This is a genomic window from Pseudomonas sp. OV226 (assembly GCF_003148705.1).
GTDB lineage: Bacteria > Pseudomonadota > Gammaproteobacteria > Pseudomonadales > Pseudomonadaceae > Aquipseudomonas.
The window spans coordinates 76,037-101,398 of record NZ_QGGS01000003.1 but is presented as its reverse complement, the minus strand read 5'-3'; the positions used below and the strand labels follow the sequence as shown (position 1 = coordinate 101,398).

At 59.7% G+C, this 25,362-nt stretch carries 23 protein-coding genes; 10 read left to right on the top strand and 13 right to left on the bottom strand.

Annotated elements, in window-relative coordinates:
• The first annotated feature begins 18 nt into the window (after positions 1 to 18).
• Positions 19 to 945 carry a LysR family transcriptional regulator gene (locus C7534_RS06510; RefSeq protein WP_109785316.1) on the top strand — a complete coding sequence of 309 codons (927 nt, stop codon included), beginning with the start codon at positions 19 to 21 and terminating at the stop codon, positions 943 to 945.
• Here the strand turns inward: C7534_RS06510 and C7534_RS06505 are convergent.
• The 6 genes from C7534_RS06505 to C7534_RS06480 all read right to left on the bottom strand — a co-directional run bounded on the left by C7534_RS06505 (position 862) and on the right by C7534_RS06480 (position 5,443).
• Positions 862 to 1,179, bottom strand: a complete 318-nt coding sequence (locus C7534_RS06505) for an AzlD domain-containing protein (protein WP_109785315.1) — start codon at positions 1,177 to 1,179, stop codon at positions 862 to 864. The two genes, C7534_RS06510 and C7534_RS06505, sit on opposite strands and share 84 nt — an antisense overlap.
• On the bottom strand, positions 1,158 to 1,877 hold the full coding sequence (locus C7534_RS06500; RefSeq protein WP_046031272.1) for an AzlC family ABC transporter permease: 720 nt from the start codon (positions 1,875 to 1,877) through the stop codon (positions 1,158 to 1,160). Before C7534_RS06500 ends, C7534_RS06505 begins: the two co-directional genes overlap by 22 nt.
• On the bottom strand, positions 1,874 to 2,287 hold the full coding sequence (locus tag C7534_RS06495) for a GNAT family N-acetyltransferase (RefSeq protein WP_175649052.1): 414 nt from the start codon (positions 2,285 to 2,287) through the stop codon (positions 1,874 to 1,876). The genes C7534_RS06500 and C7534_RS06495 overlap by 4 nt, the downstream gene beginning before the upstream one ends.
• A gap of 46 nt (positions 2,288 to 2,333) precedes the next feature.
• Entirely contained in the window at positions 2,334 to 3,083 is a 750-nt protein-coding gene (locus tag C7534_RS06490) for a 2OG-Fe dioxygenase family protein (RefSeq protein ID WP_046031273.1), read from the bottom strand.
• A gap of 229 nt (positions 3,084 to 3,312) precedes the next feature.
• Positions 3,313 to 4,599, bottom strand: a complete 1,287-nt coding sequence (locus C7534_RS06485) for an OprD family porin (RefSeq protein WP_109785314.1) — start codon at positions 4,597 to 4,599, stop codon at positions 3,313 to 3,315.
• Positions 4,600 to 4,828: 229 nt separating this feature from the next.
• Positions 4,829 to 5,443, bottom strand: a complete 615-nt coding sequence (locus C7534_RS06480; protein WP_109785313.1) for a DsbA family protein — start codon at positions 5,441 to 5,443, stop codon at positions 4,829 to 4,831.
• Between the two features lie 256 nt (positions 5,444 to 5,699).
• Here C7534_RS06480 and C7534_RS06475 point away from each other — a divergent pair, with 256 nt between their 5' ends.
• Positions 5,700 to 7,793: a TonB-dependent receptor gene (locus C7534_RS06475; protein ID WP_109785526.1), complete on the top strand. Its 2,094-nt coding sequence runs from the start codon at positions 5,700 to 5,702 to the stop codon at positions 7,791 to 7,793.
• Between the two features lie 231 nt (positions 7,794 to 8,024).
• On the opposite strand, the gene C7534_RS06470 is transcribed toward C7534_RS06475, so the two are convergent.
• The 4 genes from C7534_RS06470 to C7534_RS06455 all read right to left on the bottom strand — a co-directional run bounded on the left by C7534_RS06470 (position 8,025) and on the right by C7534_RS06455 (position 13,597).
• On the bottom strand, positions 8,025 to 8,237 hold the full coding sequence (locus C7534_RS06470) for a hypothetical protein (protein ID WP_046031276.1): 213 nt from the start codon (positions 8,235 to 8,237) through the stop codon (positions 8,025 to 8,027).
• A 245-nt stretch (positions 8,238 to 8,482) separates the two neighbouring features.
• Positions 8,483 to 9,589, bottom strand: a complete 1,107-nt coding sequence (gene aguA, locus C7534_RS06465; RefSeq protein ID WP_109785312.1) for an agmatine deiminase — start codon at positions 9,587 to 9,589, stop codon at positions 8,483 to 8,485.
• Positions 9,590 to 9,594: 5 nt separating this feature from the next.
• Positions 9,595 to 10,473: an N-carbamoylputrescine amidase gene (aguB, locus tag C7534_RS06460; protein ID WP_046031278.1), complete on the bottom strand. Its 879-nt coding sequence runs from the start codon at positions 10,471 to 10,473 to the stop codon at positions 9,595 to 9,597.
• A gap of 211 nt (positions 10,474 to 10,684) precedes the next feature.
• Entirely contained in the window at positions 10,685 to 13,597 is a 2,913-nt protein-coding gene (locus tag C7534_RS06455) for an aminotransferase (RefSeq protein WP_109785311.1), read from the bottom strand.
• Positions 13,598 to 13,795: 198 nt separating this feature from the next.
• On the opposite strand from C7534_RS06455, the gene rfbC reads away from it, so the two are divergent.
• The 4 genes from rfbC (at position 13,796) to C7534_RS06435 (ending at position 18,122) form a co-directional block, all read left to right on the top strand.
• Positions 13,796 to 14,341, top strand: coding sequence for a dTDP-4-dehydrorhamnose 3,5-epimerase (rfbC, locus tag C7534_RS06450; protein ID WP_109785310.1), 546 nt, complete (start codon positions 13,796 to 13,798; stop codon positions 14,339 to 14,341).
• 98 nt (positions 14,342 to 14,439) lie between these two features.
• A complete protein-coding gene (locus C7534_RS06445) occupies positions 14,440 to 16,248 on the top strand; it encodes a sensor histidine kinase (RefSeq protein WP_109785525.1) in 1,809 nt (602 codons plus the stop codon).
• Entirely contained in the window at positions 16,245 to 17,627 is a 1,383-nt protein-coding gene (locus tag C7534_RS06440; protein ID WP_109785309.1) for a sigma-54-dependent transcriptional regulator, read from the top strand. Before C7534_RS06445 ends, C7534_RS06440 begins: the two co-directional genes overlap by 4 nt.
• A 39-nt stretch (positions 17,628 to 17,666) precedes the next feature.
• Positions 17,667 to 18,122, top strand: a complete 456-nt coding sequence (locus tag C7534_RS06435; RefSeq protein WP_046031285.1) for a thioesterase domain-containing protein — start codon at positions 17,667 to 17,669, stop codon at positions 18,120 to 18,122.
• A gap of 95 nt (positions 18,123 to 18,217) precedes the next feature.
• On the opposite strand, the gene cysQ is transcribed toward C7534_RS06435, so the two are convergent.
• A complete protein-coding gene (cysQ, locus tag C7534_RS06430; protein WP_109785308.1) occupies positions 18,218 to 19,051 on the bottom strand; it encodes a 3'(2'),5'-bisphosphate nucleotidase CysQ in 834 nt (277 codons plus the stop codon).
• Complete coding sequence (gene nudE / locus C7534_RS06425) at positions 19,048 to 19,614, bottom strand: ADP compounds hydrolase NudE (RefSeq protein WP_046031287.1); 567 nt, start codon at positions 19,612 to 19,614, stop codon at positions 19,048 to 19,050. Before nudE ends, cysQ begins: the two co-directional genes overlap by 4 nt.
• 89 nt (positions 19,615 to 19,703) lie before the next feature.
• Between nudE and yrfG the strand changes: the two genes are divergently transcribed.
• Positions 19,704 to 20,366: a GMP/IMP nucleotidase gene (yrfG, locus tag C7534_RS06420; protein ID WP_109785307.1), complete on the top strand. Its 663-nt coding sequence runs from the start codon at positions 19,704 to 19,706 to the stop codon at positions 20,364 to 20,366.
• 95 nt (positions 20,367 to 20,461) lie between these two features.
• On the opposite strand, the gene lysM is transcribed toward yrfG, so the two are convergent.
• Positions 20,462 to 20,902 (bottom strand): peptidoglycan-binding protein LysM, encoded by a 441-nt coding sequence (gene lysM / locus C7534_RS06415; RefSeq protein ID WP_109785306.1) that lies wholly within the window; start codon positions 20,900 to 20,902, stop codon positions 20,462 to 20,464.
• Positions 20,903 to 21,038: 136 nt separating this feature from the next.
• On the opposite strand from lysM, the gene C7534_RS06410 reads away from it, so the two are divergent.
• The 3 genes from C7534_RS06410 (at position 21,039) to C7534_RS06400 (ending at position 25,205) form a co-directional block, all read left to right on the top strand.
• Positions 21,039 to 21,926 (top strand): LysR family transcriptional regulator, encoded by an 888-nt coding sequence (locus C7534_RS06410; RefSeq protein ID WP_046031290.1) that lies wholly within the window; start codon positions 21,039 to 21,041, stop codon positions 21,924 to 21,926.
• A 94-nt stretch (positions 21,927 to 22,020) separates the two neighbouring features.
• Entirely contained in the window at positions 22,021 to 22,860 is an 840-nt protein-coding gene (fdhD, locus tag C7534_RS06405) for a formate dehydrogenase accessory sulfurtransferase FdhD (RefSeq protein ID WP_046031291.1), read from the top strand.
• A complete protein-coding gene (locus C7534_RS06400) occupies positions 22,857 to 25,205 on the top strand; it encodes an FdhF/YdeP family oxidoreductase (RefSeq protein ID WP_109785305.1) in 2,349 nt (782 codons plus the stop codon). The genes fdhD and C7534_RS06400 overlap by 4 nt, the downstream gene beginning before the upstream one ends.
• Positions 25,206 to 25,362: the final 157 nt, after the last annotated feature.

Sequence of the window (25,362 nt, the reverse complement as noted above, 5' to 3'; positions counted from 1 at the left end):
TTCAGAGGGCATTACCCAATGGATAGCAGAACCCTACGCAACCTGATGCGCATTGTGCAGACTGGCTCATTGTCAGCGGCGGCAGAGCATTCCTGTTTGACCGTGCAGGCATTGGCTGCACAGTTGAACAAAGTCGAAGAGCAGTTTGGTTTTCGGTTGTTTCGTCGCTCCAACAAGGGGTTGACCCTGACCACGCAGGGCTCGGAACTCACGCCTTTCATGGACAAGGTGTTGGTGGCCACGCGGCAACTGGAAGAAAAAGTGGCTGCGCTGAAAGAGCCTGGGCAGCGCACGCTCAAAGTGGCGCTGAACACAACGCTTTCGGCTGACTTCAATCGACGAATGATCGGACGCCTGATTGAGGTGTTTCCCGACTATCAGCTGGAATTCAGCTACGCCGAGTCGATGGAAAACCTCAGCAAGCTCAAAAACGAAGACTTTGACCTGGCCGTGTTGATCGGCCCGCAGCTGCCAGGGATGCCCAGCATTATCCTGCCCGAGGTTCAGGTGCAGGTGGTCGGTGCCCATTGCGGTCAGGAACATGATCCGCTGGTGATGCTTGGCAACAAATTTCAGGTGCGTCCGGCCGACGATTGTCCGTATTCCCACAGTTTCTTGCGCTTTCTCGACGCCGGCCTTGGCAATTACGAGTCGAACAAACGGATGGTTTACTCCTGCAGTGAGACGCTGACGCTCTCCTTGATCACGCAAATGGACGGCCTGGGCATGGTGTCCCGTGACGCCGCCCAACGTAACGGCTTGACCATTTTCCCTGGCTTCGAGGATGCCCTCGAAGTTCGGTTGGCGGTCAATAACCCAGAGTTGTCGGGCCAGGCTTTGCACGATGTGGTCGACCTGGCGCTACATGAACGAACTGAGCGCAATATACGCAGCCGTTCCCACCGCAACGGAGAGAAAGAGGTTTTTGCTGAAGTACGCACATAACAACGTCGGAATCGCGGCATAAAATTCCGGGCGATCGAGCTGCACGTGTTGATCCTTGATCAACAGCGGTGTGACGCTGATGGCAGCGACGATCGCCACCGGCAGGAATTCCAGCGCCCGGGCGACGAAGGGCGGCCAATGGTCGGTGTTCACTTGCAGCGGCAGCGCACGCGGCAAGAACGTCACAGCCATCATCAGGACGACGACCAGAATCAGGAACGTTTGGTCAGGCATACACCCACCCCGCAGCCCACAAAGGTGGCGATGAATACGTTGAACGGCGAGCTGCCGACCAGGCTCAGTGCGCCCATACAGGCGACGGCGGCCAGTGCAGCGATGAGTTTGTTACGCGTATTGCACAGCGAAACCAGCACGTAGAGCATCATCGCCGTCAGCGCGTAGTCGAGCTGATACTTGATCAAGTGCGCCGCGTACTGCGCGCAAATCGCCCCGAGCAATCCGCCGAGCACCCACGAGGTGTGGCAAAACAGATTGAAGCCGATCAGGTAGCGCACATTGACCGGCGCACCCTTGCCCAGTTTGACGCTGTGGAAGGCGAACGACTCATCGGTCAACCCACCCGCATAACACCAACGCTCAAGTCGACTGAGCCCCATCGCCTGCAACGCCTTGGCCATGTAAACGGACATCAGCATGTGCCGCGCGTTGATCAGAAACGTGGTGAGGACGATGGTGGTCAGTGACGCGCCGCTGGTAATCAGCGCCAGCGCAGCGAACTGCGAAGCACCGGCGTAGACAAACAGGCACATCGCGACCGGTAACCACACCGGCATCCCGGCATTGACCGCCATCAGGCCGAACACGAACGACACCGTGAAATAGCCCGCCACTACCGGGCTGGCTTCTGCAAAGGTGCGCGAGCGTTGTTGTGGCCCGACCATCAGCGGACGGCTGCTGGACGTCTCATTCATAGATCCCTCTCAAATGTTCTTTCGCCACGCGGTTCGCAAAAACCCTGGGCACTCCAAAAACGTTTGCCGGCGAGGTTGGCATCGTCGACAAACAGGAACATGCGCAGCACGCCCACGCGTTTCATGTCCGCCGATGCCGCTTCAACCAAGCGTTGACCGACACCCTGGCTGCGATACATCGGGCTCACGGCCAAATGGTTGATCGTGCCGCGACTGCCGAGCATGCCGCCCAGTACCGCGCCGACGATTTCGCCACTGGCGTCCAGCGCAATGAATGCGGTGGTGGTCTTTTGCACCAATACACCACGCAGGCATTTGGCGTCCTGCCATTCGCAGAAAGACACCTCTTCGAATTGCCGGAAGAAGCGCTCCAGGCGCTGGGCATCCTTGGCTGTCGTACGCCTCAGCATTACCGGTGCAGGGCACTCGGCGAGGCTGATCGCGGCGTTGTACTGTTCAGCGAACAATGTCGAAAGCGGTCCCGGGCCGCGAGAAGGAAATCGCCAGAATTTGCCGATAAGCCATGGCGTGGGAATGGGTGTTGCGCGCCGGCGTGACGTAGTGGCGCATGTCCCGATCCAGGAAGTAAGTGGTGTCGAGAATGTCGGTGTAAGTCGTCGACGCCAGATGTTCTTGTTCATGGGCGCTGTACAAGCGGCTTTCCGCCCCCTCCACGTTATTGCGCCCCCAGAAATGCACGCCGCTGAACGGGTAACCGTCGCAGTGAATGCCTTCCGGGGTGATCTCCAGTTGCTTGCCTGGTTTGATCTCGATGCGGATCTGGTGAATCTGGCATTGCCAGATTTCATCGTGCAGTTCCGGCGGCAGAACGTTTTTGTACACCTCGAAATCCGTGTCGATCAGGCTGCGCATCACCGGCGAATGAATGATTTCATCGGAGAAGTCCTGGAAGTGCCGAACCATTCCGCCCACGTAGGCGTTGTTAGCCTTGGACTGGACGTAGGCGCGGTGTTCCAGCTGCGTCAGTTCACGGGTCACCGGGTTGTATTCGAAATCACTGTAGCGACGGTATCGATTGCCCGCGTCAGCCTGACCGTAGTAACTGTCGGGCTCCATGTTTTCCCAACTTCGGGTCAATCTGACGAAGTCGGAGAAGTGACCGAATAGATTGAAGTCACTACTTTTGACGTTGACGTATTTGTCGCGCCGTAGCGATTCGCCCACTTCTTTATTCAAAACGAGCATTTTCAAAATCTCCGTGCATTTAGCTACCTAATCTAGAGAGCACAGGATTTGCGTCCATGAGAAAGAATTTCAGGCATATCAAGCACTGCTTGAAACGGAGTATGAAGTCGCTTCAATTCCACTTTTCAAGACTGAAAACAGCGGCTTTTAGTGCGTTTTTGCAGTCACAAGGCAAAAAAAACCCCGAATCAATCGGGGTTTTTTTCGAGTTTTAACGCTCAGTCGATCATCAGAAGATGCTGATTGGGTAATCCACGAACACACGCACTTCGTTACCGCTGACGTTGTACTCGCTGGATTTTTGCGACACACGCAGAACCGAACTGCGCAACTTCACACTCAGGTCTTTGACCGGGCCACTTTGCACGACGTACTTGAACTGGTTGAAGATTTCGCGCTCGGTACCGCCTTCGCTAGTGGACGTGGTGATGTTGTCACCGCGCACATAAGCGAAGTTGTAGGTCAGGCCCGGAACGCCGAATGTGCTGAAGTCCAAACCGTAGCCCAACTGCCAGCTGCGCTCGTCTTCAGCGTTGAAGTCGGACCAGTAGGAGTTTGCCAGGTAGATGGTGTTGCCGCCGTCGCCGATACGCCCCTGGTCTTTCTGATAACCACCGTAGGCGTAGCCCAGGTTGCTGTCACCGGTGCTGCGTTGGTGCGCGAGGGTGAACGAGTGCGGGCCGGTGACGAATGTTGCGGCCAGGCTCCAGATCTTGTTGTCGTCGCCGGTGATCCCGTTTTCGCGGACGTAAGCATCGTCCAGCTTGGTGCGGTAACCGTTGAAGTCCAAGGTCAGGGACTGATCCTTGTCGATCGGGAACAGGTAGTTGGCGTTCACGTATTGCTTCTTCAGCACGTCTTCGACATCGGAAGCGTACAGCGCGCCTTTGAATTGTTCGGTGAACTGGTAGCTGCCGCCCAATACGTTGATCGACTTCAAGCCACCGCTGTCACGGCCTTCAGCGCTTTTACGCGACTCGGCGGTGAAGCGGCCGGCGTCCAGTTGCAGGCCTTTGATCTCTTTGGAGGTGATCAGGGTGCCGGTGTAGCTTTCTGGCAGTAGACGCGAGTTGTCGTAGTTCAACACCGGCAGGGCCGGCATCTGGTCGCCGTAAGTCAGCGTGGTGCTGGACAGACGGAATTTGACGGCCGCGCCGCCCTTGGACAGATCATCAGCAGGCTGGCTGCTGGCGCCCTTCTTGAAGAAGTCGATGCCTTGCGCGCCGCTACGGTCTTCGCTGCGCTCCAGATTAAGGGCGTACAGACCGAAAGCGTCCACACCCACACCCACGGTGCCTTGGGTGAAGCCGGACGAGAACGTGCCGATGGCCGCCTGGCCCCACTCGGATTTATCCGGGTTGCCGTCTTTGTAGTCACGGTTCATGTAGGCGTTGCGCAGCAGCACGTTGAGGCTGCTGTCTTCTACGAAACCCTTGGATTGGACCTGGTCGTTAGCCATGGCCGGTGTTGCACTCAATATCCCCAGAGCGATCAGGCTGATTCGCTTGTTCAACATCTTGTTTTCCTTATTTCGGGTTGAAACGCGCTGTGTCGAACGGCTGAAACGGCGCTATCGCACTCTTTTTTCACCCCAAAACAAAAAGGCCCGCACACGAAAAAATCGTGGCGGACCTTTTATTATTTTTTGAGTCGTGGCGGTTAGCCACAGGCGTTGGGCGCGATCCTAGTAGGGCCCACAACTGCCTGTCAATTTGACGAATTGACTATGGATAGACGAAAAACGCCTAAGCGCTTTGCGCAAGCCAGGTCGCAAATGCCTCCGGCTTGCCGAGCCATTGGCTGACATCGACCAGGGAGAATTGGCCATCTTGCTCAAGCGCCAGCGTTGGAAAACCCTGACCGCCGACGCGGGCCAATAAGGCGCGAGTGTCTTTGATGTGCTGATCGGTATTGACACTTTTCAAGGTGGCCGCAAATGCCACGGGCTCCAAATCGATGCCTATTGCCAATTCAAGCAGCACCGATTCGTCCGCAATGCGCCGACCTTCCACATAGTGAGAGGTCTGCAAACGCCCCAACAACTCGACACCGCGCCCGGCTATCTGCTCAGCGGCCAGCACCGCAGCGATCGGTGGAGCGGAATCGAACACCGCCGTTTCATCACGCAGCAGGCCTTCAAAATAGGCTTCACCAAAGGGCTGGCCCGTGAACTCGGCGATGCGCCGGTCGTGTGGCATCACGTAGTTGCGCAGTTGTGGCGAAACTGCCTGGCGGTTGGCGCCGGTCATCATTCCGCCGCCGTGGGCGATCACGGGCAACACGCCTTGGGCAGCCTGTACCAACGGTTTGGCGCCGTAACACCAGCCGCACAATGGGTCGTAAATATAATGAAGGATCATCGCAAGGCTCCGGCAATACGTCAGGAAGATTCAATGGCCGGCAGACTAATCCTCAGGTGGTTTCGGAAAAACGCTGGAATGGCTTTCAGTCTGTTTCATGAATCGGTCGAATGACGCCGCGTGGCCGTTGTAGCAACTTCGACACAACTCGACACAATCAAACAGCCACCATTTTCAAGAACAATTAACGAAAGTAAATAACAAGCATTACCATTCGCACCCTGAAATTTCCCACCCCTTTCGGATGCGCTTCTTGATGCCTGCCCCGTTCCGTCTAACGCCCGCTACGCTTGGGCTGTCTGCCTTTTTGTCCACCGGTTTTGCCTGCGCTTCCACCACTGTTTTACCCGAGACCGCGATCAGCGCCGATGTGGAGGCTGATGACCCTCGCGTAAAAGAAACCAACACCGCGACCCGAACAGAGACCCCGGTGCGTTACGTGCCACAGGCCATCGACTCGATCAAAACCTCGAACGTCATGGATTACGGCACCAACGACCTGGGCACAGCGCTCAGTGGCCTCCCCAACGTCAGCAGTGGCGCCGATACCCGCTTCGACAGCCTGCGCATCCGTGGCTTCGACGCGAGCAACGACTTCTACCTCGACGGCATCCGCGATGACAGCCAATACGTGCGCGACTTGCACAACATCGAACGCATCGACGTCCTCAAAGGCCCGGCGGCAGTGTTGTATGGCCGTGGCAGCCAGGGCGGCATCGTCAACCGGGTCAGCAAGGTGCCGGAGTTCGGTCGCCGCTCGACCCTCGAAGCCCAGGGTGGCAGCGATGACCTGCGCAGCTTGTATGCCGACCTCAGCACCGACCCGAGCGAGAACATCAGCCTGCGTTTGAACATGGGCAACATGGATCAGAACAGCTTTCGCGATGGCGTCAGCGGTAATCGGCAATTGTTCGCGCCGTCGATGAGTTGGCAACTGACGCCGGACCTGAACTGGCTGGTGCAATACGAATACAGTCGCTACAACCGTACGCCGGATCGGGGTGTTCCCGGTGTGAATGGGCGTCCGGCGGATGTAGGACGCGATACGACCTACGGCAGCGAGCACGATTTCATCGACGACAAGTCGCAATCCCTACGCTCCAGGCTCAGCTATGAACTCAGCGACAACTGGCAACTGCGCCACACCCTGGGCGTGTTCAAGCTCGACAGCGATTTCGACAACACTTACCTGACCGGTTACACCCCGGCAACCAACAAGGTGACGCGCCAGCACTGGCAGCAAGATCTGACCACCCGCAACGTGTACAACAACGTTGAGCTGGAAGGCGGTTTCCACACGTTTGGACTGGAGCATCGTCTGCTGACCGGCCTCGAAACGGGCAGCCAGCGCCGCGATCCGACCTTGTACAACGCCGCCACCTCCGGACGCGGCAGTTCACCCGTGCCGGCCCTGGACCTGTACAACCCCAATCGCGATTTGCGCCATACCGGACGCATGCAGGTGTCCAGCAGCAGCCACACCGAAGTCGAGAGCCGCGCGGTGTACGTACAGGATCAACTGCGCCTGAACGATCAATGGCAACTGCTGGCCGGTCTGCGTTACGACACATTCGACATCGAGTCGACCAACAAGCTGAAGGACATTTCCGAAGACCGTGACAGCCACAGCACCAGCCCGCGTGTCGGGGTGGTCTGGACGCCGCTGCAGAATCATTCCTTCTACGCGTCCTGGACCAAAACCTTTTCGCCGGTGGGCGGCGGTTTGATCGGCATCACACCGGGTGCGCCCGGTAACGCCAATGACTTGAGCCCGGAGCTGACCAAGCAAAAAGAAATCGGGGTGAAGAGCGATTGGCTCGATGATCGCCTGAGCACCACACTGGCGATCTACGAACTGGAACTCTACAACCGTCGCACCAGCGACCCGAATGACCCCACCGTGACCTTGATGAGCGGCCTGCAACGCTCGCGCGGAATCGAGCTGACCGGCACCGGCAAAATCACTGGCAACTGGTATGTACGCGGTGGTGTGGGCGTGCAGGACGCCACCGTCGAGAAGGATAACAACGGCTTTGAAGGCAAACGCATCAGCAATGTGGCCAAGCACAATGGCAGCCTGTTCCTGACGTGGAAACCGGAAATGGGTTGGTACGCCGAAACCGGTCTGACCCTGGTCGGCCAGCGTTATGCCGACAACCTCAATACGGTTGTGCTGCCCGGTTATGGCCGTTGGGATGCACTGGCCGGGTTCCGCCAGAAGGACTGGGACTTGCGCGCGGCGCTGAACAACATCAGCGATAAAACCTACTACGCCTCCGCCACGAGTGCCGCGCAGATCCAGCCGGGCGAACCGCGCAGCGTGGTGGTGACCGGAACCTACAGCTTCTAAGGAGGCAGTAAAACCTGAAGCAGCTGCCGAAGGCTGCGTTCGAGGACGAAGTCCTCGTAAACCGGACACCGCAGTTTTTCTGAAAAAACGCGCTGTTCGGTTTGACGACTGCTGCGCAGCCGGACGCAGGCTCCGCCAGCTGCTACACGTTCGGTGTACGTCCCATAAGATTCACGCAAAAAAAAGCGCCGCCATCCCGGCAGCGCTTTATCAATCCTTTGTTTATTCTTCTTATCCTTCCATCACATCCCACAACGCTTCCAGTTCCGCTTCGCTGAATAAACCAGCGGGGTAGCGCTCGATCATCATCCGGCGCGGATCAGGTTCCCCGATCTGACGCGTTCCATTGGACTTGAACCAGTGCGCAAGGACCTGGAGCGATTCGCTATTAATTGCCAGGGGATGCGACGCCCGCTCGCTCACTACGTTCACTTCGGCGTTCATTTCAGCGCTCTCTCCTGGTTTGTGAGCGGCTAACTTATCCAAGGTTTATGACAGAACATCGCAGTTCTCCCCCTCCCTGTTTCACCCCTGACAGATACAAGAGCTGTGCCAATGTTTCGCATCTGTCGACAAGCGGATACAAAGAAGCCCGCAGTCCATACGGATTGCGGGCTCTTCGTCGAGCAGCATAGGGGGTTGCTTTTTTTGATCGATTTCGCAATCGACTCAGGCTGTTACGACCTCACTCACTCCTTGTGCGGAGCGGGTTGTTGTTGGGTAAGGCAGTGGATGTTACCGCCCCCCAGTAACAGTTCACGGCCCGGCACCATCACCACTTCATGTTGCGGGAACAGCGTCTGCAAAATTTCTTTTGCCGGGCCGTCCATCGGGTCATCGAAGCTCGGCGCAATGATGCCGCCGTTGACGATCAGGAAGTTCACGTAGGAACCGGCCAGACGAACGGAAGGATTTCGTTCCTGAGTGCCGTCCACCGGGTCGACACCCGCGCACTCTTCTTCGGTCGCGTACAGCGGCCCCGGAATCGGCATCTTGTGCACCGTGAATGGGCGACCCTTGGCGTCGGTGCTGCTTTGCAGCACGTTCATTGCTGCCTGGCAGCGCGGGTAGTTCGGGTCTTGCGGGTCATCGGTCCAGGCCAGCAAGACTTCGCCCGGGCGCACGTAGCAGCAGAAGTTATCCACATGGCCGTCGGTTTCGTCGTTGAACAAACCGTCCGGCAGCCAGATGATTTTATCCACAGCCAGGTTGGCGCTGAGCACCGCTTCGATTTCGGCACGCCCAAGGTGCGGATTGCGATTGCGGTTGAGCAGGCATTCTTCGGTGGTGATCAGGGTGCCTTCGCCATCGACGTGAATCGAACCGCCTTCGAGCACGAAACCCTCGGTGCGATAACGCGGGCTGCGCTCGATCTCGAGGATCTTGCCGCCCACTTGCGAATCACGGTTCCACGGCGAATACAGGCCACCGTCGAAACCACCCCACGAGTTGAAATCCCAGTTCACACCACGGACTTCGCCACGGTTATTGATGACAAATGTCGGACCGGTGTCGCGTACCCATGCGTCATCGCTGGACATTTCCACCACACGAATATTCGGCACGTCGAGACGGGCGTGAGCGTTTTCGTACTGGCCTGCGGAAACCGCCACGGTCACCGGTTCGAAACGCGCGATGGCTTTCGCCACCGCCACGTGCGCGGCTTGCGCCGGTTTGCCACCCAGGCGCCAGTTGTCCGGACGCTCGGGCCAAATCATCCAGGTCTGGGTTTGTGGCGCCCATTCGGCCGGCATGTAGAAACCGTCGGCGCGAGGCGTGGTGTGCAAAGTGGTCATGACAATCAGGACTCCAGGGAACCGTCGAGAGTTTTCAGTGCGCCGTAAAGGTTAGGACGGCGATCACGGAACGAACCCCACGCGCTGCGAATGTGTTCCAGCTCGTCGAGGTCGAAAGTGTGCACCAGAATACCTTCTTCGGTTTTGTTGAGCTCCTGAACTTTTTCGCCGAACTGGTTGGCGATGAACGATGAGCCATAGAAGGTAATGTCGTAGCCGTCCTGCTCTTCGTTGCCGATTCGGTTGCTGGCGATCAGCGGCATCAGGTTGGCGCCGGCATGGCCCTGCTGCACGCGCTGCCAGTGATCACGCGAGGAGATGGTCTTGTCGTGCGGCTCGCTGCCGATGGCGGTCGGGTAGAACAGGATTTCCGCGCCCTGCAACGCCATGCTGCGGGCGGCCTCAGGGAACCACTGGTCCCAGCAGATGCCCACGCCGATTTTCGCGTAACGGGTGTTCCACACTTTGAAACCGGTATCGCCCGGGTTGAAGTAGTACTTCTCGTGGTAGCCAGGGCCGTCCGGGATATGGCTTTTACGATAAATCCCGAGGTTGGAGCCGTCGGCATCGATGATCGCGATGCTGTTGAAACGCGCACGGCCGGCCAATTCGTAGAAGCTGATCGGCAGCACCACTTGCAGCTCTTTGGCGACTTTCTGGAAGTGCTTGATGGCGACGTTGTCTTCAACGGTCGTGGCCAGTTGCAGGTAATCCGGGTTCGGCTTCTGGCAGAAGTACGGGCTCTCGAACAGTTCCTGAATCAGGATGATCTGCGCGCCTTTGCCCGCAGCCTCACGGACCAGCTTCTCAGCGGTTTCGATGTTGGCTTCAAGGTCCCAGGAACAGGCCATCTGGGTAGCGGCGACGGTAACGATACGGCTCATGAATCGGCTCCTGAGCAAAGGCGTGGGGTCGAGTGTGGCCTCGACCCATGACAGAAATGGGAAGCATCGGGCGTGGTTCGTCCACACCGAGGCTGCGGTGACTTTATATCCGATAAATATCGGCTTTAAAAGCCACCAATAAGCCATACGTCATATTTTTTTGCTTAAAAGCCGATATCTATCGAATTATCACTCCTACAGAGGTATGTGTTTACAGGCCCTCTGCGAGCACCTTCGAGAGGATGTCGACGAAGAAGTCCACACTCTGGCGCGAGGTCACCATCGGCGGTTTGATCTTCAGGACGTTGAGGAAGTCGCCGGTCGGCTGCATGAAAATCCCCAGTTCGCGCAGGCGATCACACAGCGCCGTGGTTTCTTCGGTTGCCGGTTCCAGGGTCTCGCGATTGCGGATCAGCTCGACGCCCAGGTAGAAACCGGAACCATGCACCGCGCCCACCAGCGGATGGATATCGATCAGTGCCTCCAGTCGCTCTTTGAAGTACCCGCCCACCACCTGGGCGTTTTCCCAGAGCTTTTCTTCTTCCATCACATCCAGCACCGCCATGCCGATCTGGCAACTGACCGGGCTGCCACCTGCCGAGGAGAAGAAATACCCTTCGGCTTCCAGCGCCTCGGCGATTTCCCGACGCGTGATCACCGCGCCCAACGGCTGCCCATTGCCCATGCCTTTGGCCATGGTGATGATGTCCGGCACCACGCCCTGTTCCTCAAAGCCCCAGAAGAAGTGCCCCATACGCCCGTAGCCGACCTGCACTTCGTCGGCGATGCACACGCCGCCCTGGGCTCGAACCAGTCCATAAACCTGTTTCAGATAGCCGGGTGGCAAGGAGATTCCGCCTGCATTTCCGTACACCGGCTCGCAAATGAAACCGGCCAATGGGCGACCTTGCGCGGCGATTTTCGCCAGGTTGTGTTCGACGCTGCGTACGTAGTCCGGCGCACTGTCCGGGCCTCGGAACTCTCCGCGATACGTATTTGGCGCAATGACTGGATGCACCCAATCCGGGCGGCTGCTCAAGGCCTTGGGGTTATCGGCGATCGACGTCGAGACGGCATCCGCGCCCACCGTCCAGCCGTGGTAGGCCTCCAGCACGCTGAGCATGTCGCGACCTCCGCTGTAGGCCCACGCCAGACGAATCGCCAGGTCGTTGGCTTCGCTGCCGCTGTTGACCAGGAACACGCGGTCCATGGAGTCCGGCGACAATTTCAGCAAGCGCTCGGAGAACTCGGCGACCGCGGCGTAGTTGAAGCGCGAATTGGTGTTGAGCAGCGACCACTGACGAGCGGCGACCGCCGCCATGCGCGGATGGCCATGGCCGAGCACCGCGACGTTATTGAGCATGTCGAGGTAGGAACGGCCCTGCATGTCGATCAGGTGGTTGCGCCAGCCGCGTTCGATGCGCGGCGGGTCAACGTAGTAGTGCTTCTGGGTACGGGCGAAACTGGCGTCGCGGCGTGCCAGCAGTGTCTGCGAGTCCAGCTCCTCTTCAGCATCACAGGCCAGCCCCAGCAGCGCTGCGGGCGACGGGCACAAGGCTTTCCAGGCCCGGGCGCGCGACGGTGTGCAAAACAGCGGCGCATTGAACGCCGTGCCTCGGCACAACTGCACGATCAGTGGCCCGCTGACCGAACCCAACACCTGGCCTTTGACCAGTGCTGCGCCGGTGTGCAGCGATGGGGTCACGCCCCACAGCCGCACGCTGAGTTGCGGCCCGTCGAGTTGCAGCACACCCGCCGACGGCTGATGAACCACCCCGGCAAACGGCGACTCGACGGCCGTGCCGTGGGGCACTCGCAACTCGACGTGCAATGGGCAGGTGTCCGGCTCGTCCGCCGTGTCTGGCCGGGTTCGCGACAACCGGTATTGCCCATAACGACTGGCCGCCAGGCCGTGGGTCGCGGCGGCTTCCGTCAGCAGCCGCTGATCGATGCCTTCCTGTTCCCAGTTGCCCGCCTCGAAATGCGGGCTGAGGACGCCCAGATCAATCAGCGCAAACTCGCGCCCCACCAGGCTCGGCAACAATGGCGCGAATCCTTCGCTGCCAATGCTCGGCAGGCTCTGGCCAACACAAGCCAGGATCGCCGCCTCCATCAGTTCCAGCGGCACCGAAGTGGCGACGCGGAAAATTTCCCATTCATGAATGAGGTTGTCGCGGCTGTATTGATTGCCCGGATCAATGCTGACCTGCTGCTCGCCACTGAGCACCAGCACCGCCGCCCGCGCGACGATCAACGGCCAAAGCGCCAGCAGTTCTTCGCGCTGCAACGGGTTGATTGCGTGATAGGCCTGAATCGCCGGCAAAATGTAAAACGGATCGCTATTGGCGTGATGCAGCAACGCCGCGCAGGTCACCGAAAGATCGGTGATACGCCAGGTGCGGACCAGGTCGCCGAAATCGATCACGCCCTGCAATTGCCACTGGCGCTGAGCATCGCGCTGCCAGACCACGTTGTCGTCAGTGATGTCCATGTGAATGGCCTGCACCGGCAACTTATCTACCAGCGGTTGCAAATGACGCTCGGCGCGTTCGGCGGCCTCGGCGATCAACCGGCGTTGCGCGTCATCCTTGATCACCGGCAGCAAATGGCCGATCAATGCGTTGGCGTGACGAGCGTCCCACTGCAACGTGCGTTCAAGTCCCGGATGGTCGAAAGCGGCCAGGGCCAGGTCCATTTCGCCGCAGAGTTGACCGAAACCGGCGACCACGGCACCCGGCAAATGATCGAGGTGGGTGAGCGACTGGCCCTCGATGTAGTCGAGCAGGCGCACGTGCACCGATTGGCCTGCGACGTCCAGCGTGAGCAAATCCACACCGTTTTTCGCCGCAATCACACGCGGCACCTTGACGCCGGACTGTTCGCCCAAATGCTTGAGCCCTGCGTGCTGGGCTTGCAGTTCCAGCGCTGAATAGTCGCCACGGCAGATTTTCAGGACGAAACGCCCCTGGTCGCTGTCGACGCGGAAATTGAGATCTTGCTGGCTGCCCAGGGCCTGCAACCTCCCGCTAAGCCCGTAATGCCCCTCCAGCAGCTCAAGCGCTTGCTGCGCAGACACTTGCGGGCTGGGCAAACTGGCGCGGTGAATCAACGTGGCGAGCGGCATACAACGACCTCTGAAATTTTATTAGGCGCTTATATCGCCACTGCTTGCGGCGATACGCAACCCCCATTCGACTGCCTGACCAGCGCCGGGCGCTCGACACAACGAGCACACGAATCGGGAAAATTCACGCCGCACTCGCCTCGCTCGACACTTTGCGCAAGAATGTGCCCCGTCAACGCCTATTGCTGGAGAAGTACCATGAATGTAGTCACCACCGACTTGCCCGGTGTTCTGATCATCGAACCCAGGGTTTTTGGTGACGAGCGTGGCTTCTTCTATGAAAGCTTCAATGCCAAGGCATTCAAAGAAGCGACTGGCCTGGATGCACAATTTGTTCAGGACAACCATTCCCGCTCGCAAAAAGGCGTACTGCGCGGCCTGCATTACCAATTGGAAAACACTCAAGGAAAACTGGTCCGTGTGACGGCCGGTGAAGTGCTGGATGTGGTGGTGGATATTCGTCGTAGCTCGCCGCATTTCGGTAAATGGCTGGCGGTGCGCCTGTCAGCCGGCAACCATCGTCAACTCTGGATCCCGGAGGGTTTCGCCCACGGCTTCGTGGTGCTGAGCGAGTTCGCTGAATTCCTCTACAAAACCACCGATTACTACACCCCATCCGCCGAGCGCAGCATTCGCTGGGACGACCCGGACCTGGCCATCGACTGGCAACTTGAAGAAGCACCGCAACTGTCCGGAAAAGATCAAGCCGCCGAGTTTTTCAAAGACGCTGAAGTTTTCGCCTGAGTCTGAATTTTCGCCTCAAGAAGGACTTGGCAACGGTGCGCAGACTGCGCCACCAAGCCTAGGCATAATGCGCCTGTACCCCCAGGCGCCCGATGCTCATGACTCCGACCCTCCCTCGCAGACCCCGCTGGCGCAGCCTCGCCCTGGTGGCGCTATGCCTGGCGCCGTTACTGTGGCCGCTGGAGCACTTGGCCGAGCGCTATTACCGCAGCGAACTGGCCGGGCAAAATCGCCAAACCCTCGACCTGTACGTCGCCAACCTGCTGGGCACGCTGCATCGTTATGAAGTGTTGCCGCAAATCCTCGGCGACTTGCCGGCCCTGCGCGCGGTACTCGGCGCGCCGGACGATGGCGTCACCCAAGGCAATGCCAACCGCTTGCTGAAAAACATCAGCACCCAGACCGGTGCCGAAGTCATGTACTTGATGGACACCCGCGGCAAAACGCTGGCGGCGTCCAATTGGGACAAACACGACAGCTTTGTCGGCCGTAATTTTTCCTTCCGGCCCTATTTCAGCGAAGCCATGGCCGGGCGGCTCGGACGGTTTTTCGGCCTGGGCACGACCTCCGCCAAACGCGGCTACTTCTTCGCCGCCGCAGTACGCGATGGCGAAAAAGTCATCGGCGTGCTGGTGGTCAAGGTTGATCTGGACCACACCGAAAGTCTCTGGGGCAAAACCCCGGAACAGCTGTTGCTGACCGACCATAACGGCGTGGTCATTCTCACGTCACGGCCAGAGTGGCGCTTCCGCTCGACCCGTCCGTTGAGCGACGAAGAAAGCAAAGCGATAACCGCGATCCAGCCCTACCCGACCCGTGACCCCAAACCGCTGAAGCTCAACCCCAACGCCTGGCTGACTCAGACCCAGCAGATCGCCGAAACCGGCTGGAACGTCAGCATCCTCGCCCCGCGCACCTTGATCGACCGACCGGTGCGTACGGTGGTCGCCATCGGAGGCGCCACGCTGTTGGTGTTGATGCTGCTGCTTGGGCTGATGATGCAGCGCCGCCGCCATTACCTCGAACGGATCGCCTTCGAAGCCAAGGCCCGTCGCGAACTGGAAGGCCGGGTCGCCGAACGCACCAGCGACCTCGAAGGTCTCAACCGGCGTTTGAAACAGGAAGTGCTGGAGCGCGAACACGCCCAGCAGGAACTGGTGCGCGCGCAGGATGATCTGGTCCAGGCCGGTAAATTGTCGGCATTGGGAACGATGTCGGCGAGCATCAGCCACGAACTCAATCAGCCACTGGCGGCGATTCGCAGCTACGCGGAAAACGCCGAAGTGCTGCTCGATCATCAACGCACCGACGATGCGCGCGGCAATCTCAAACTGATCAGCGAACTGACCGGGCGCATGGCCTCGATCATCGCTCACCTGCGCGCCTTTGCCCGGCGTGATCGTCACGCGCCGGAAAGTGTCGCTCTGCAACCGGCGCTGGATGATGCGCTGGCGTTGCTGGCCAAGCGTCGACGCAGCATGGAGGTCGAGCTGATCCGCGATTTACCGGCCGCCACGCTGTGGGTCGAGGCCGGGGAAACCCGTCTGCGCCAGGTGCTCGGTAACCTGTTGGCCAACGCTCTGGACGCGCTGACCGAAAAAGGTCCACCGCGTAAACTCTGGTTGAGTGCCCAATCCACCGCCGACGGCGTCCATCTGTACATTCGCGACAACGGCCCCGGCTTTTGCATGGAAGCCCTGGGTCGCGCCAGCGAGCCTTTCTACACCACCAAGACTCGCACACAAGGGCTTGGGCTGGGGCTGGCGATTTGTGAAACTCTGATGCGTGCCTTCGGGGGTGAACTGTCGTTCGCCAACCACAAGGAAGGCGGCGCCCTGATTACTTTGAAGCTACGCGCTGGCGCACCGGGTGTGAGCCTGCAACCGTCCGAGGACCGAAGTGCATGACCATCGACAACCGCATCCAGGTCGTGTTGATCGACGACGATCCCCACCTGCGTCAGGCCCTGAGCCAGACCCTGGACCTCGCCGGCCTGAAAATCCTGCCGCTGGCCGAGGCCAAGGGCCTGGCCGTGCAATTGGAGCGCGACTGGCCGGGCGTGGTGGTCAGTGACATTCGTATGCCGGGCATGGACGGTCTCGAACTGCTGACCGAACTGCATGCCCAGGACCCGGAGCTGCCCGTGCTGCTCATCACCGGCCACGGCGATGTACCGCTGGCGGTGCAAGCCATGCGCGCCGGGGCTTATGACTTCCTGGAAAAACCCTTCGCCAGCGATGCCTTGCTCGACAGTGTGCGTCGCGCACTGGCTTTGCGTCGGCTGGTGCTGGATAACCGCAGCCTGCGTCTGGCCCTGAGTGATCGCAATGAATTGAGCACCCGGCTGGTCGGGCAATCGGCGCCGATGTTGCGTCTGCGCGAGCAGATTGGCGCGCTGGCCGCGACCAAGGCTGATGTGTTGATTCTGGGTGAAACCGGTGCCGGCAAAGAAGTCGTGGCGCGGGCGCTGCACGATTTGTCGAACCGTCGTAATGGCCCGTTCGTGGCGATCAATGCCGGTGCGCTGGCCGAGTCGGTGGTGGAAAGCGAGTTGTTCGGCCACGAGCCCGGAGCGTTCACCGGCGCGCAAAAGCGTCGCATCGGCAAGTTCGAGTTCGCCAACGGCGGCACGCTGTTCCTCGATGAAATCGAAAGCATGAGCCTGGATGTGCAGGTGAAATTGCTGCGATTGCTACAGGAGCGCGTCGTCGAGCGCTTGGGTGGCAATCAATTGATCCCGCTGGACATCCGCATCATCGCCGCGACCAAGGAAGACCTGCGCCAATCCGCCGATCAAGGACGCTTTCGCGCCGACTTGTATTACCGCCTGAACGTCGCACCGCTGCGCATTCCGCCGCTGCGCGAACGTGGCGAAGACGCGTTGACGTTGTTCCAGCATTTCGCCGATGAAGCCAGCGCCCGCCACGGTTTGCCCTCCCATGAATTGCAACCGGGGCATCGCGCCCTGTTGCTGCGCCACACCTGGCCCGGCAACGTTCGCGAGCTACAAAATGCCGCCGAACGCTTTGCCTTGGGCCTCGAACTGGCGCTGGACAACAACACGCCCGGCGGCGGCCCCAACACAATGGTTGAAGTGGTCAGCGGCGGCTTGAGCGAGCAAGTGGAAAACTTCGAAAAGAGCCTGATCGCCGCCGAACTGGCGCGCTCACACAGCTCCGTACGCAGCCTTGCCGAAGCGCTGGGCATCCCGCGTAAAACCTTGCACGACAAGCTGCGCAAACATGGGCTGATCTTCGCCAGCGGCCCGACCGACGATCTCGATTGAGCGACCGTTAATCAACACCTTCAGACAAGAGGCCCATGCATGAACCGCGACAGTCGTCACCTGGAATCCATTCTCCATCACGACATCCCCTTGACGCAGGCCATGGGTATCAAAGTGCTCGACTGGCACGACCAGCAATTGCGCCTGTACTTGCCGCTGGAAGCCAACGTCAACCACAAAAGCACCATGTTCGGCGGCAGTCTCTATTGCGGGGCGGTGCTGGCGGGTTGGGGCTGGCTGCATTTGCGCTTGCGTGAAGAGGGGATAAAAGACGGGCACATCGTGATTCACGAAGGGCAGATCAGCTATCCACTGCCGGTGACCATGGATGCGACGGCGATTTGTCAGGCACCGAGTGCGGCGGTGTGGAAGAAGTTTTTGGTGATGTATCAGCGCTATGGGCGAGCGCGGTTGACGTTGCATTCGCGGATTGTGAATGTCGACAGTGATGACGATGCGGTGACGTTTACCGGGCAGTACGTGCTTCACCGTTGACGCAAAAATTCGCAGCCTCGTTTCACTCGACAGCTCCTACAGGGGGTTTCTCTGTAGGAGCTGTCGAGTGAAACGAGGCTGCGTTTTTTTGATCTTTATGCCCGCGCCAACGCCAGCAGTTTTTCGCGCCAGGCAGCCTTCGCCGGCAGCGCCAAAAAGAACTCATTCAACAACGACTCGCGCGCCGGATAGCAAAACGGCGCACCGCTCAAATCCAGCACCTCGCCGCCCGCGCCTTCCAACACGCCTTGCGCAGCTGCCGTGTCCCACTGCGACGTCGGCGCCAGACGCGGATAACAATCTGCCGCCCCTTCCGCCAACAGGCAGAACTTCAACGAACTGCCGATGTTGGCCAATTGCAACTCACCCAGGCTATCGCTCAACCCGGCCAGCAAGCGCTCCTGCTCCGGGCTCGAATGTCGACGGCTGGCGACCACGGTAAACGCCTCTCCCGCAGCAGGCACTTCGCGGACCTGGATCGGTAATGGCTGGCTGCCCCTATCGCCACGCCAAGCGCCCAAGCCTGCACCACCGACGTAGAAGCGCCCGTTGGTCGGCATCGACACCACACCAAACACCACCCGCCCCTGCTCGATCAACGCAATGTTGACGGTGAACTCTTCGCTGCCGCTAATGAATTCCTTGGTTCCGTCCAGCGGATCTACCAGCCACCAACGCTGCCACCCGGCGCGCACGCTTTGGGGGATGTTGGCGTCTTCTTCGGACAGCACAGGAATACTGGGGTCCAGCGCGGTCAACCCGGCCAGAATCAAATGATGAGCCGCCAGATCGGCAGCGGTCACTGGCGAATCGTCAGCCTTGGCCGTCACGGCCGTGCCGGTGCGCCAGAACGGCAAAATCGCTTCGCCAGCCTTCAACGCCAGTTCAACCACCGGCGCCATCAACGGATGGGGGAAATTCAACTTCATGGCAAAAACACCCCACGTTGGGTCAATAAGTCACGGGCCAAGTACAACGCCGCCAAGGCTCGGCCCTCAGTGAAGCGTGGGTTCTGCGCCAGGGCAGACAGCTCATGCAGATTGATCTTGTCCACGCCCATCGGCTCGGGTTCGTCGCCCTCCAGGCTTTCTTCGTACAGATCGGTGGCCAGCACCACCTGAATCTTCTGGCTCATGTAACCGGGCGACAACGACAACTCGGTCAGGTGCTCCAACTGCCGCGCGCCATACCCGGCTTCTTCCTTGAGCTCCCGCTCGGCCGCCGCCAGCACATCTTCGCCCGGCTCGATCAGGCCTTTGGGCAGGGACAGCTCGTATTCATCCGTACCGCCGCAGTATTCCTCGACCAGTACCGCGTGATCGGCATCGAGCATGGCCACGATCATCACGGCGCCATAACCAGCGCCCTTACCGACCAAACGCTCGTACGTGCGCTCCACGCCATTGGAAAAGCGCAGTTTCAGCTCTTCGACACAGAACAAACGGCTGGTGGCGACGATCTCGCGGGCGAGTACGGTGGGTTTCTGGCGCATGAAAAGCTCCTTGGCGTGAACGCGTTACTATACCCGGCCTATCCTGATTGTTGACCTCGGATATCCTTTTTACCGCTGGAGATTTTTTAATGCCCCCGCTGCCCTGGCTCGACATCGATACCGTTCTGCTGGACATGGACGGTACGCTGCTGGACCTGCACTACGACAACCATTTCTGGATGGAGCACTTGCCCCAGCGCTACGCAGAATTGCACGGAGTGAGCCGAGCGATGGCCGAGTTAGAGTTGCAGCCGCTGTTCGAGCGCAATGCCGGTCAGTTGCAGTGGTATTGCCTGGATTTCTGGAGCGCCGAACTGAAGTTGCCAGTGCGCGAACTGAAACTGGAAACCGCCCACCTGATCGCCCTGCGCCCCGACGCGGATACCTTCCTGGCTGCGATCAAACAGGCCGGCAAGCGCGTGGTGATGATCACCAATGCGCACCGGGACTCGCTGTCATTGAAGCTGGAAAGGATTGAACTGGCGCCGTACTTCGAGCGTTTGATCAGTTCTCACGATTACGGTTTTCCCAAGGAAAATCCACAGTTCTGGGAGGCGTTACAGGCCGACATCGGCTTTGATCCGGCGCGCAGTCTGTTTATCGATGACACGCTGCCTATTCTGCGCAGCGCGCGCCATTTTGGCGTGGCACATCTGTTGGCGGTGAGTGAGCCGGACAGTCGAAAAGGGCCCAAGGACACGGCGGAGTTTGCGGCGCTGGGGGATTATCGGGATTTGATTGCAGGGCTCTAGACCGCGCCGCCTGCATCGCGGGCAAGCCATGCTCCTACAGGTTTTGCGTCGTTGATCGTTCCCACGCTCTGCGTGGGAACGATCGGCGCAGAGGCTTACTCAGGAATTCGCAACGACTGCCCCGGATAGATCTTGTCCGGGTGCGACAGCATCGGTTTGTTGGCGTCGAAGATTTTGTTGTACTTGTTGGCGTCGCCATACACGCGCTTGGAAATCGCGCTGAGGGTGTCGCCCTTCACAACCGTGACAAATACCGCCGCGGCCACCACCGGCCCGGTCACCGTGATCTGGTCATCCACACTGCCGACACCGGCAATATTGCCCACCGCCAACAGAATCTTCTCCTTCTCTTCCTGACTGGCGACTTCCCCGGTGACGGTCACTTTGTCGCCATCCACCGTCGCCTGCACATTCGGGTTACCCAGGCCGACCTTGCTGATGTGTTCCTTCAACTGCTCGCTGGCATTGGCATTGCCGGGGGTCAGCAGATCCAGCAGTTTTTCGCCGGCTTCCTTCACAAAGCTCAAAAGACTCATGGTGCACTCTCCTTGGGTTTAAAGTTCCAGACGCAAAAGACTAGACCAGGCCTGTCATCCCCGGTTCCAACCCGACCAATGACGTCGATCCGGCGCAAGCGCTAGAATCGCGCCTTCACCGCGCCCTGGAGCGAAGATGGACATCAAGCAGCTGAAATTCCTCATCGCCCTCGACGAAACCCGGCACTTCGGCCAGGCCGCCGCGCGTTGTCACATCACCCAGCCAACCTTGTCCATGCGCCTGCGCAGCCTCGAAGAAGAGCTTGAATTGCCGCTGGTCAATCGCGGTCAGCGTTTCGAAGGGTTTACCGCCCCCGGCGAGCGCGTGCTGGCCTGGGCGCGCACAGTGCTGGCGGCTTACGACGGCTTGCAGGCTGAAGCCGCGGCCTGCCGTGGCAACCTGGTCGGCACATTGCGGTTGGGCGTGGTGCCGTTGTCGAGTTTCGATCCGTTGCCCTTGATGCAACGCTTGCACACCGAACACCCGAACCTGCGCTTCGAACTCTCGGCGTTGAGTTCCGAGCAAATCCTCGAACAGCTGGCGAACAACCGCCTCGACCTCGGCGTGTCCTATCTGGAGCGTCTGGACAACGAGCGCTTCGATTCGCTGGCCTTCAGCGAAACCCGCATGGGTCTGCTCTACGACCAGCGCTTCTTCAATTTCGGCGAGGCGCCGTTGAGCTGGGAATCGTTGATCGAACTGCCGCTGGGCATGCTCACCAGCGGCATGCACTTTCGCCAATCCATCGACCACAACTTCCACAGCCGTGGCCTGACGCCCCAGCCGTTGCTGCAAACCGATGCAGTCCATCAATTGCTGCAAGCGGTACACGGTGGCATGTGCTGCGCGGTGATGCCGCTGGACGGCGGGCTGGAGAACCTCACCGATCACCTTCGCCTGCAACCGATCGAAAACGCGCAGACCCTCGCCCGGCTGGGGCTGATCATGCGTCGAAGTGCGCCGCGTTCGGCGTTGGCGGAAGCCTGTTTCGCGCTCTATCAGAAATCACCAATAGCTTCTTGATCGACGGCATCTATCGGCAGATCAGTAATAGCGATTAGACGCGACAAGTTGACACGCCTAGGCTTAAAGCTGACTAAAACGTCGGTGATACCTCATGAACGCCAAGCGCCCTACTTGCGCGGCGCCTGCCCTCGACACGCCCGCGCCAGACGCTAGCCAGAAGTACAGTTTTTGCGACCTTCAATACACCGAATCGGCCAGCACCGCGCTGGCTGAAGAAGTCGCGTTGGCGATCGCCTACAACGGCATCAGCCAAGCCGTAATGCTGGTGACACCGACGGACCTTGAAGACTTTATTGTCGGCTTCAGCCTCGGCAGCGGCATCATCGAAGACGCCAACGACATTTACGACCTGCAACTCAGCGGCTCGGGCTCGGCGCAGTACGCGCAAGTGACCATTGCCAACCGCGCCTTCTGGAACCTCAAGCAACAGCGTCGGCAATTGGCCGGCACCAGCGGTTGCGGGCTCTGCGGCGTGGAAGCCGTGGAACAGGCGTTGCCGGATCTCAAGGTGTTACCCGGCGCACCGCTGCCGCCTGCTGAATGGCTCGATGGCCTGCGCCAACGCATCGGCGCCTTCCAGCCGTTGGGCCAGCATTGTGGCGCAGTGCACGCGGCGGTGTTCATGAACGGTCAGGGCGAATTGCTGATGGGCCGTGAAGACATCGGTCGGCACAATGCCCTCGACAAACTGATTGGCGGGTTGATCCGCCAGAAGATCCCGACCACCGGCGGCCTGGCGATCGTCACCAGCCGGTGCAGCCTCGAACTGATCCAGAAAGTATTGCGCGCCGGTATCCAGACCCTCGTCAGCCTGTCGTCGCCCACGGGCCTCGCCGTGCAATGGGCCCGTCGTCACCACCTCAATCTCATCCACCTGCCGCAAAAAAGTGCGCCGCGGGTTTACAGCCCTGCGATGGAGAACCAAGCGTGAGTCAACACCGTCAAGCCGATCAGACACCCGTCCCTCGCTACAAGCCCTACAAAGGACCGGCCGGCGGCTGGGGTGCACTGATCAGCGTGGCCCAGGCCTGGTTGACCAGCGACAACGCGTTGAAAAACCTGCGCATCATGCTCAAGACCAACCAGAACGGTGGCTTCGACTGCCCGGGTTGCGCTTGGGGCGATTCTCCGGAAAAGGGCATGGTGATGTTCTGCGAGAACGGCGCCAAAGCGGTGAACTGGGAAGCGACCAAACGCCGGGTGGACGGCGCGTTCTTCGCCAAGCACAGCGTTACGTCCTTGCTGGAGCAGAGCGACTATTGGCTCGAATATCAGGGTCGTCTGACTGAGCCTATGGTTTATGACGCCGAGACCGATCGCTACAAACCGATCAGCTGGGAGGGCGCCTTTGCGCTGATCGCCAAACATTTGAAGGGCCTGTCGAGCCCGGATCAGGCCGAGTTTTACACCTCGGGGCGGGCCAGCAACGAAGCGGCTTACTTGTATCAGCTGTTCGTGCGCGCTTACGGAACCAACAACTTTCCGGACTGCTCGAACATGTGCCACGAGGCCAGCGGCGTGGCGTTGGCGCAAAGTGTCGGCGTCGGCAAAGGCACCGTGACCTTCGACGACTTCGAGCACGCCGACGCGATTTTCGTCTGGGGCCAGAACCCCGGCACCAACCATCCACGGATGCTCGAGCCACTGCGTGAAGCGGTGAAACGCGGCGCTCAAGTGGTGTGCATCAACCCGCTCAAAGAGCGTGGCCTGGAACGCTTCCAGCATCCACAGCACCCCATCGAAATGCTCACCAACGGCGACAAGCCCACCAACACCGCCTACTTGCGCCCGGCGCTTGGCGGCGACATGGCGCTGATGCGCGGCATGGCGAAGTTCCTGCTGCAATGGGAGCGCGACGCACAGAAGGCCGGTGAGCCGGCCGTATTCGACCATGACTTCCTCAATGAACACAGCGCCAACGTGCTGGAGTACCTGGGCATCGTCGACGATACGTCATGGGAGCAGATCGTCGAGCAGTCCGGCTTGACCCTGGTGGAGATCGAACAAGCGGCGCGCATGTACGCCAAAGGCAAGAACGTGATCATGTGCTGGGCGATGGGCATCACCCAGCACCGCCATTCGGTGGCGACCATCCAGGAAATCGCCAACCTGATGCTGCTGCGCGGCAACATCGGCCGACCGGGCGCCGGCCTGTGCCCGGTGCGCGGCCACAGTAACGTGCAGGGCGACCGGACCATGGGCATCAACGAACGTCCGCCAGTGGCGTTCCTTGACTCGCTGGAACGCCGCTTCCAGTTCAAAGTGCCACGCGACAACGGCCACAACGTGGTCGAAGCGATTCACGCCATGGCTGAAAGCCGCTCCAAAGTATTCATCGGCCTGGGCGGCAACTTCGCCCAAGCCACCCCGGACAGCCCACGCACCTTCAAGGCCCTGAGCAATTGCGACCTGACCGTGCAAATCAGCACCAAGCTCAACCGCAGCCATTTGGCCCACGGCAAAGACGCGCTGATCCTGCCGTGCCTGGGCCGTACCGACATCGACATCCAGACTGAAGGCCCGCAAGCGGTGACCGTGGAAGACTCGTTCAGCATGGTCCACGCCTCCAACGGCCAGTTGCAGCGACTGTCCGATCAGATGCGTTCGGAGCCGTCGATTATCGCCGGTATCGCCGCCGCGACCCTGGGCAGCAAACCGGTGGACTGGAACTGGCTGGTGGCTGATTACGGGCGCATTCGCGACCTGATCGCCGACACCATTCCGGGCTTTCGCGATTTCAATGAGAAGGTCAAGAACCCGGGTGGTTTCTACCTTGGCAACAGCGCCGGCGCGCGCAAGTGGAATACCCCGTCGGGCCGGGCCAATTTCCGTCCCAATACGCTGCCCAAAGACCTGGTGCACGAACGTACGCGTGCGACGGGCGTGTTGCCTGACTTGATCATGCAATCGATGCGTTCACATGATCAGTACAACACCACGATTTATGGTCTCAACGACCGTTACCGTGGAGTGAAAGGTCAGCGCGATGTGCTGTTTGTGAACGAAGCCGACATCATTCGCCTGGGTTTCAAACCGGGGCAGAAGGCCGATATCGTTTCGATCTGGGATGACGGACGTGAGCGCCGCGTCAAGGGCTTCACCCTGCTGGCGTTTGATATCCCGGCGGGGCAAGCGGCGGCTTACTACCCGGAAGTGAATCCGCTGGTGCCACTGGAAAGCACCGGGGATGGCAGCCATACGCCGACGTCGAAGTTTGTGGCGATCCGTTTGGAAGCAGCGAGTGAAACCGGATTGATCATGGCCAGGTCGGCCTGACGTCCCACCCCTGATCGTTCCCACGCTCTGCGTGGGGATGCAGCCCGGGACGCTCCGCGTCCCAAAGCGGCCGCAAAGCGTCCATTGAGGCGTTCCCACGCAGAGCGTGGGAACGATCACTCTTCGCGACGAACAACTTTCCAATCGCCCACAAAAA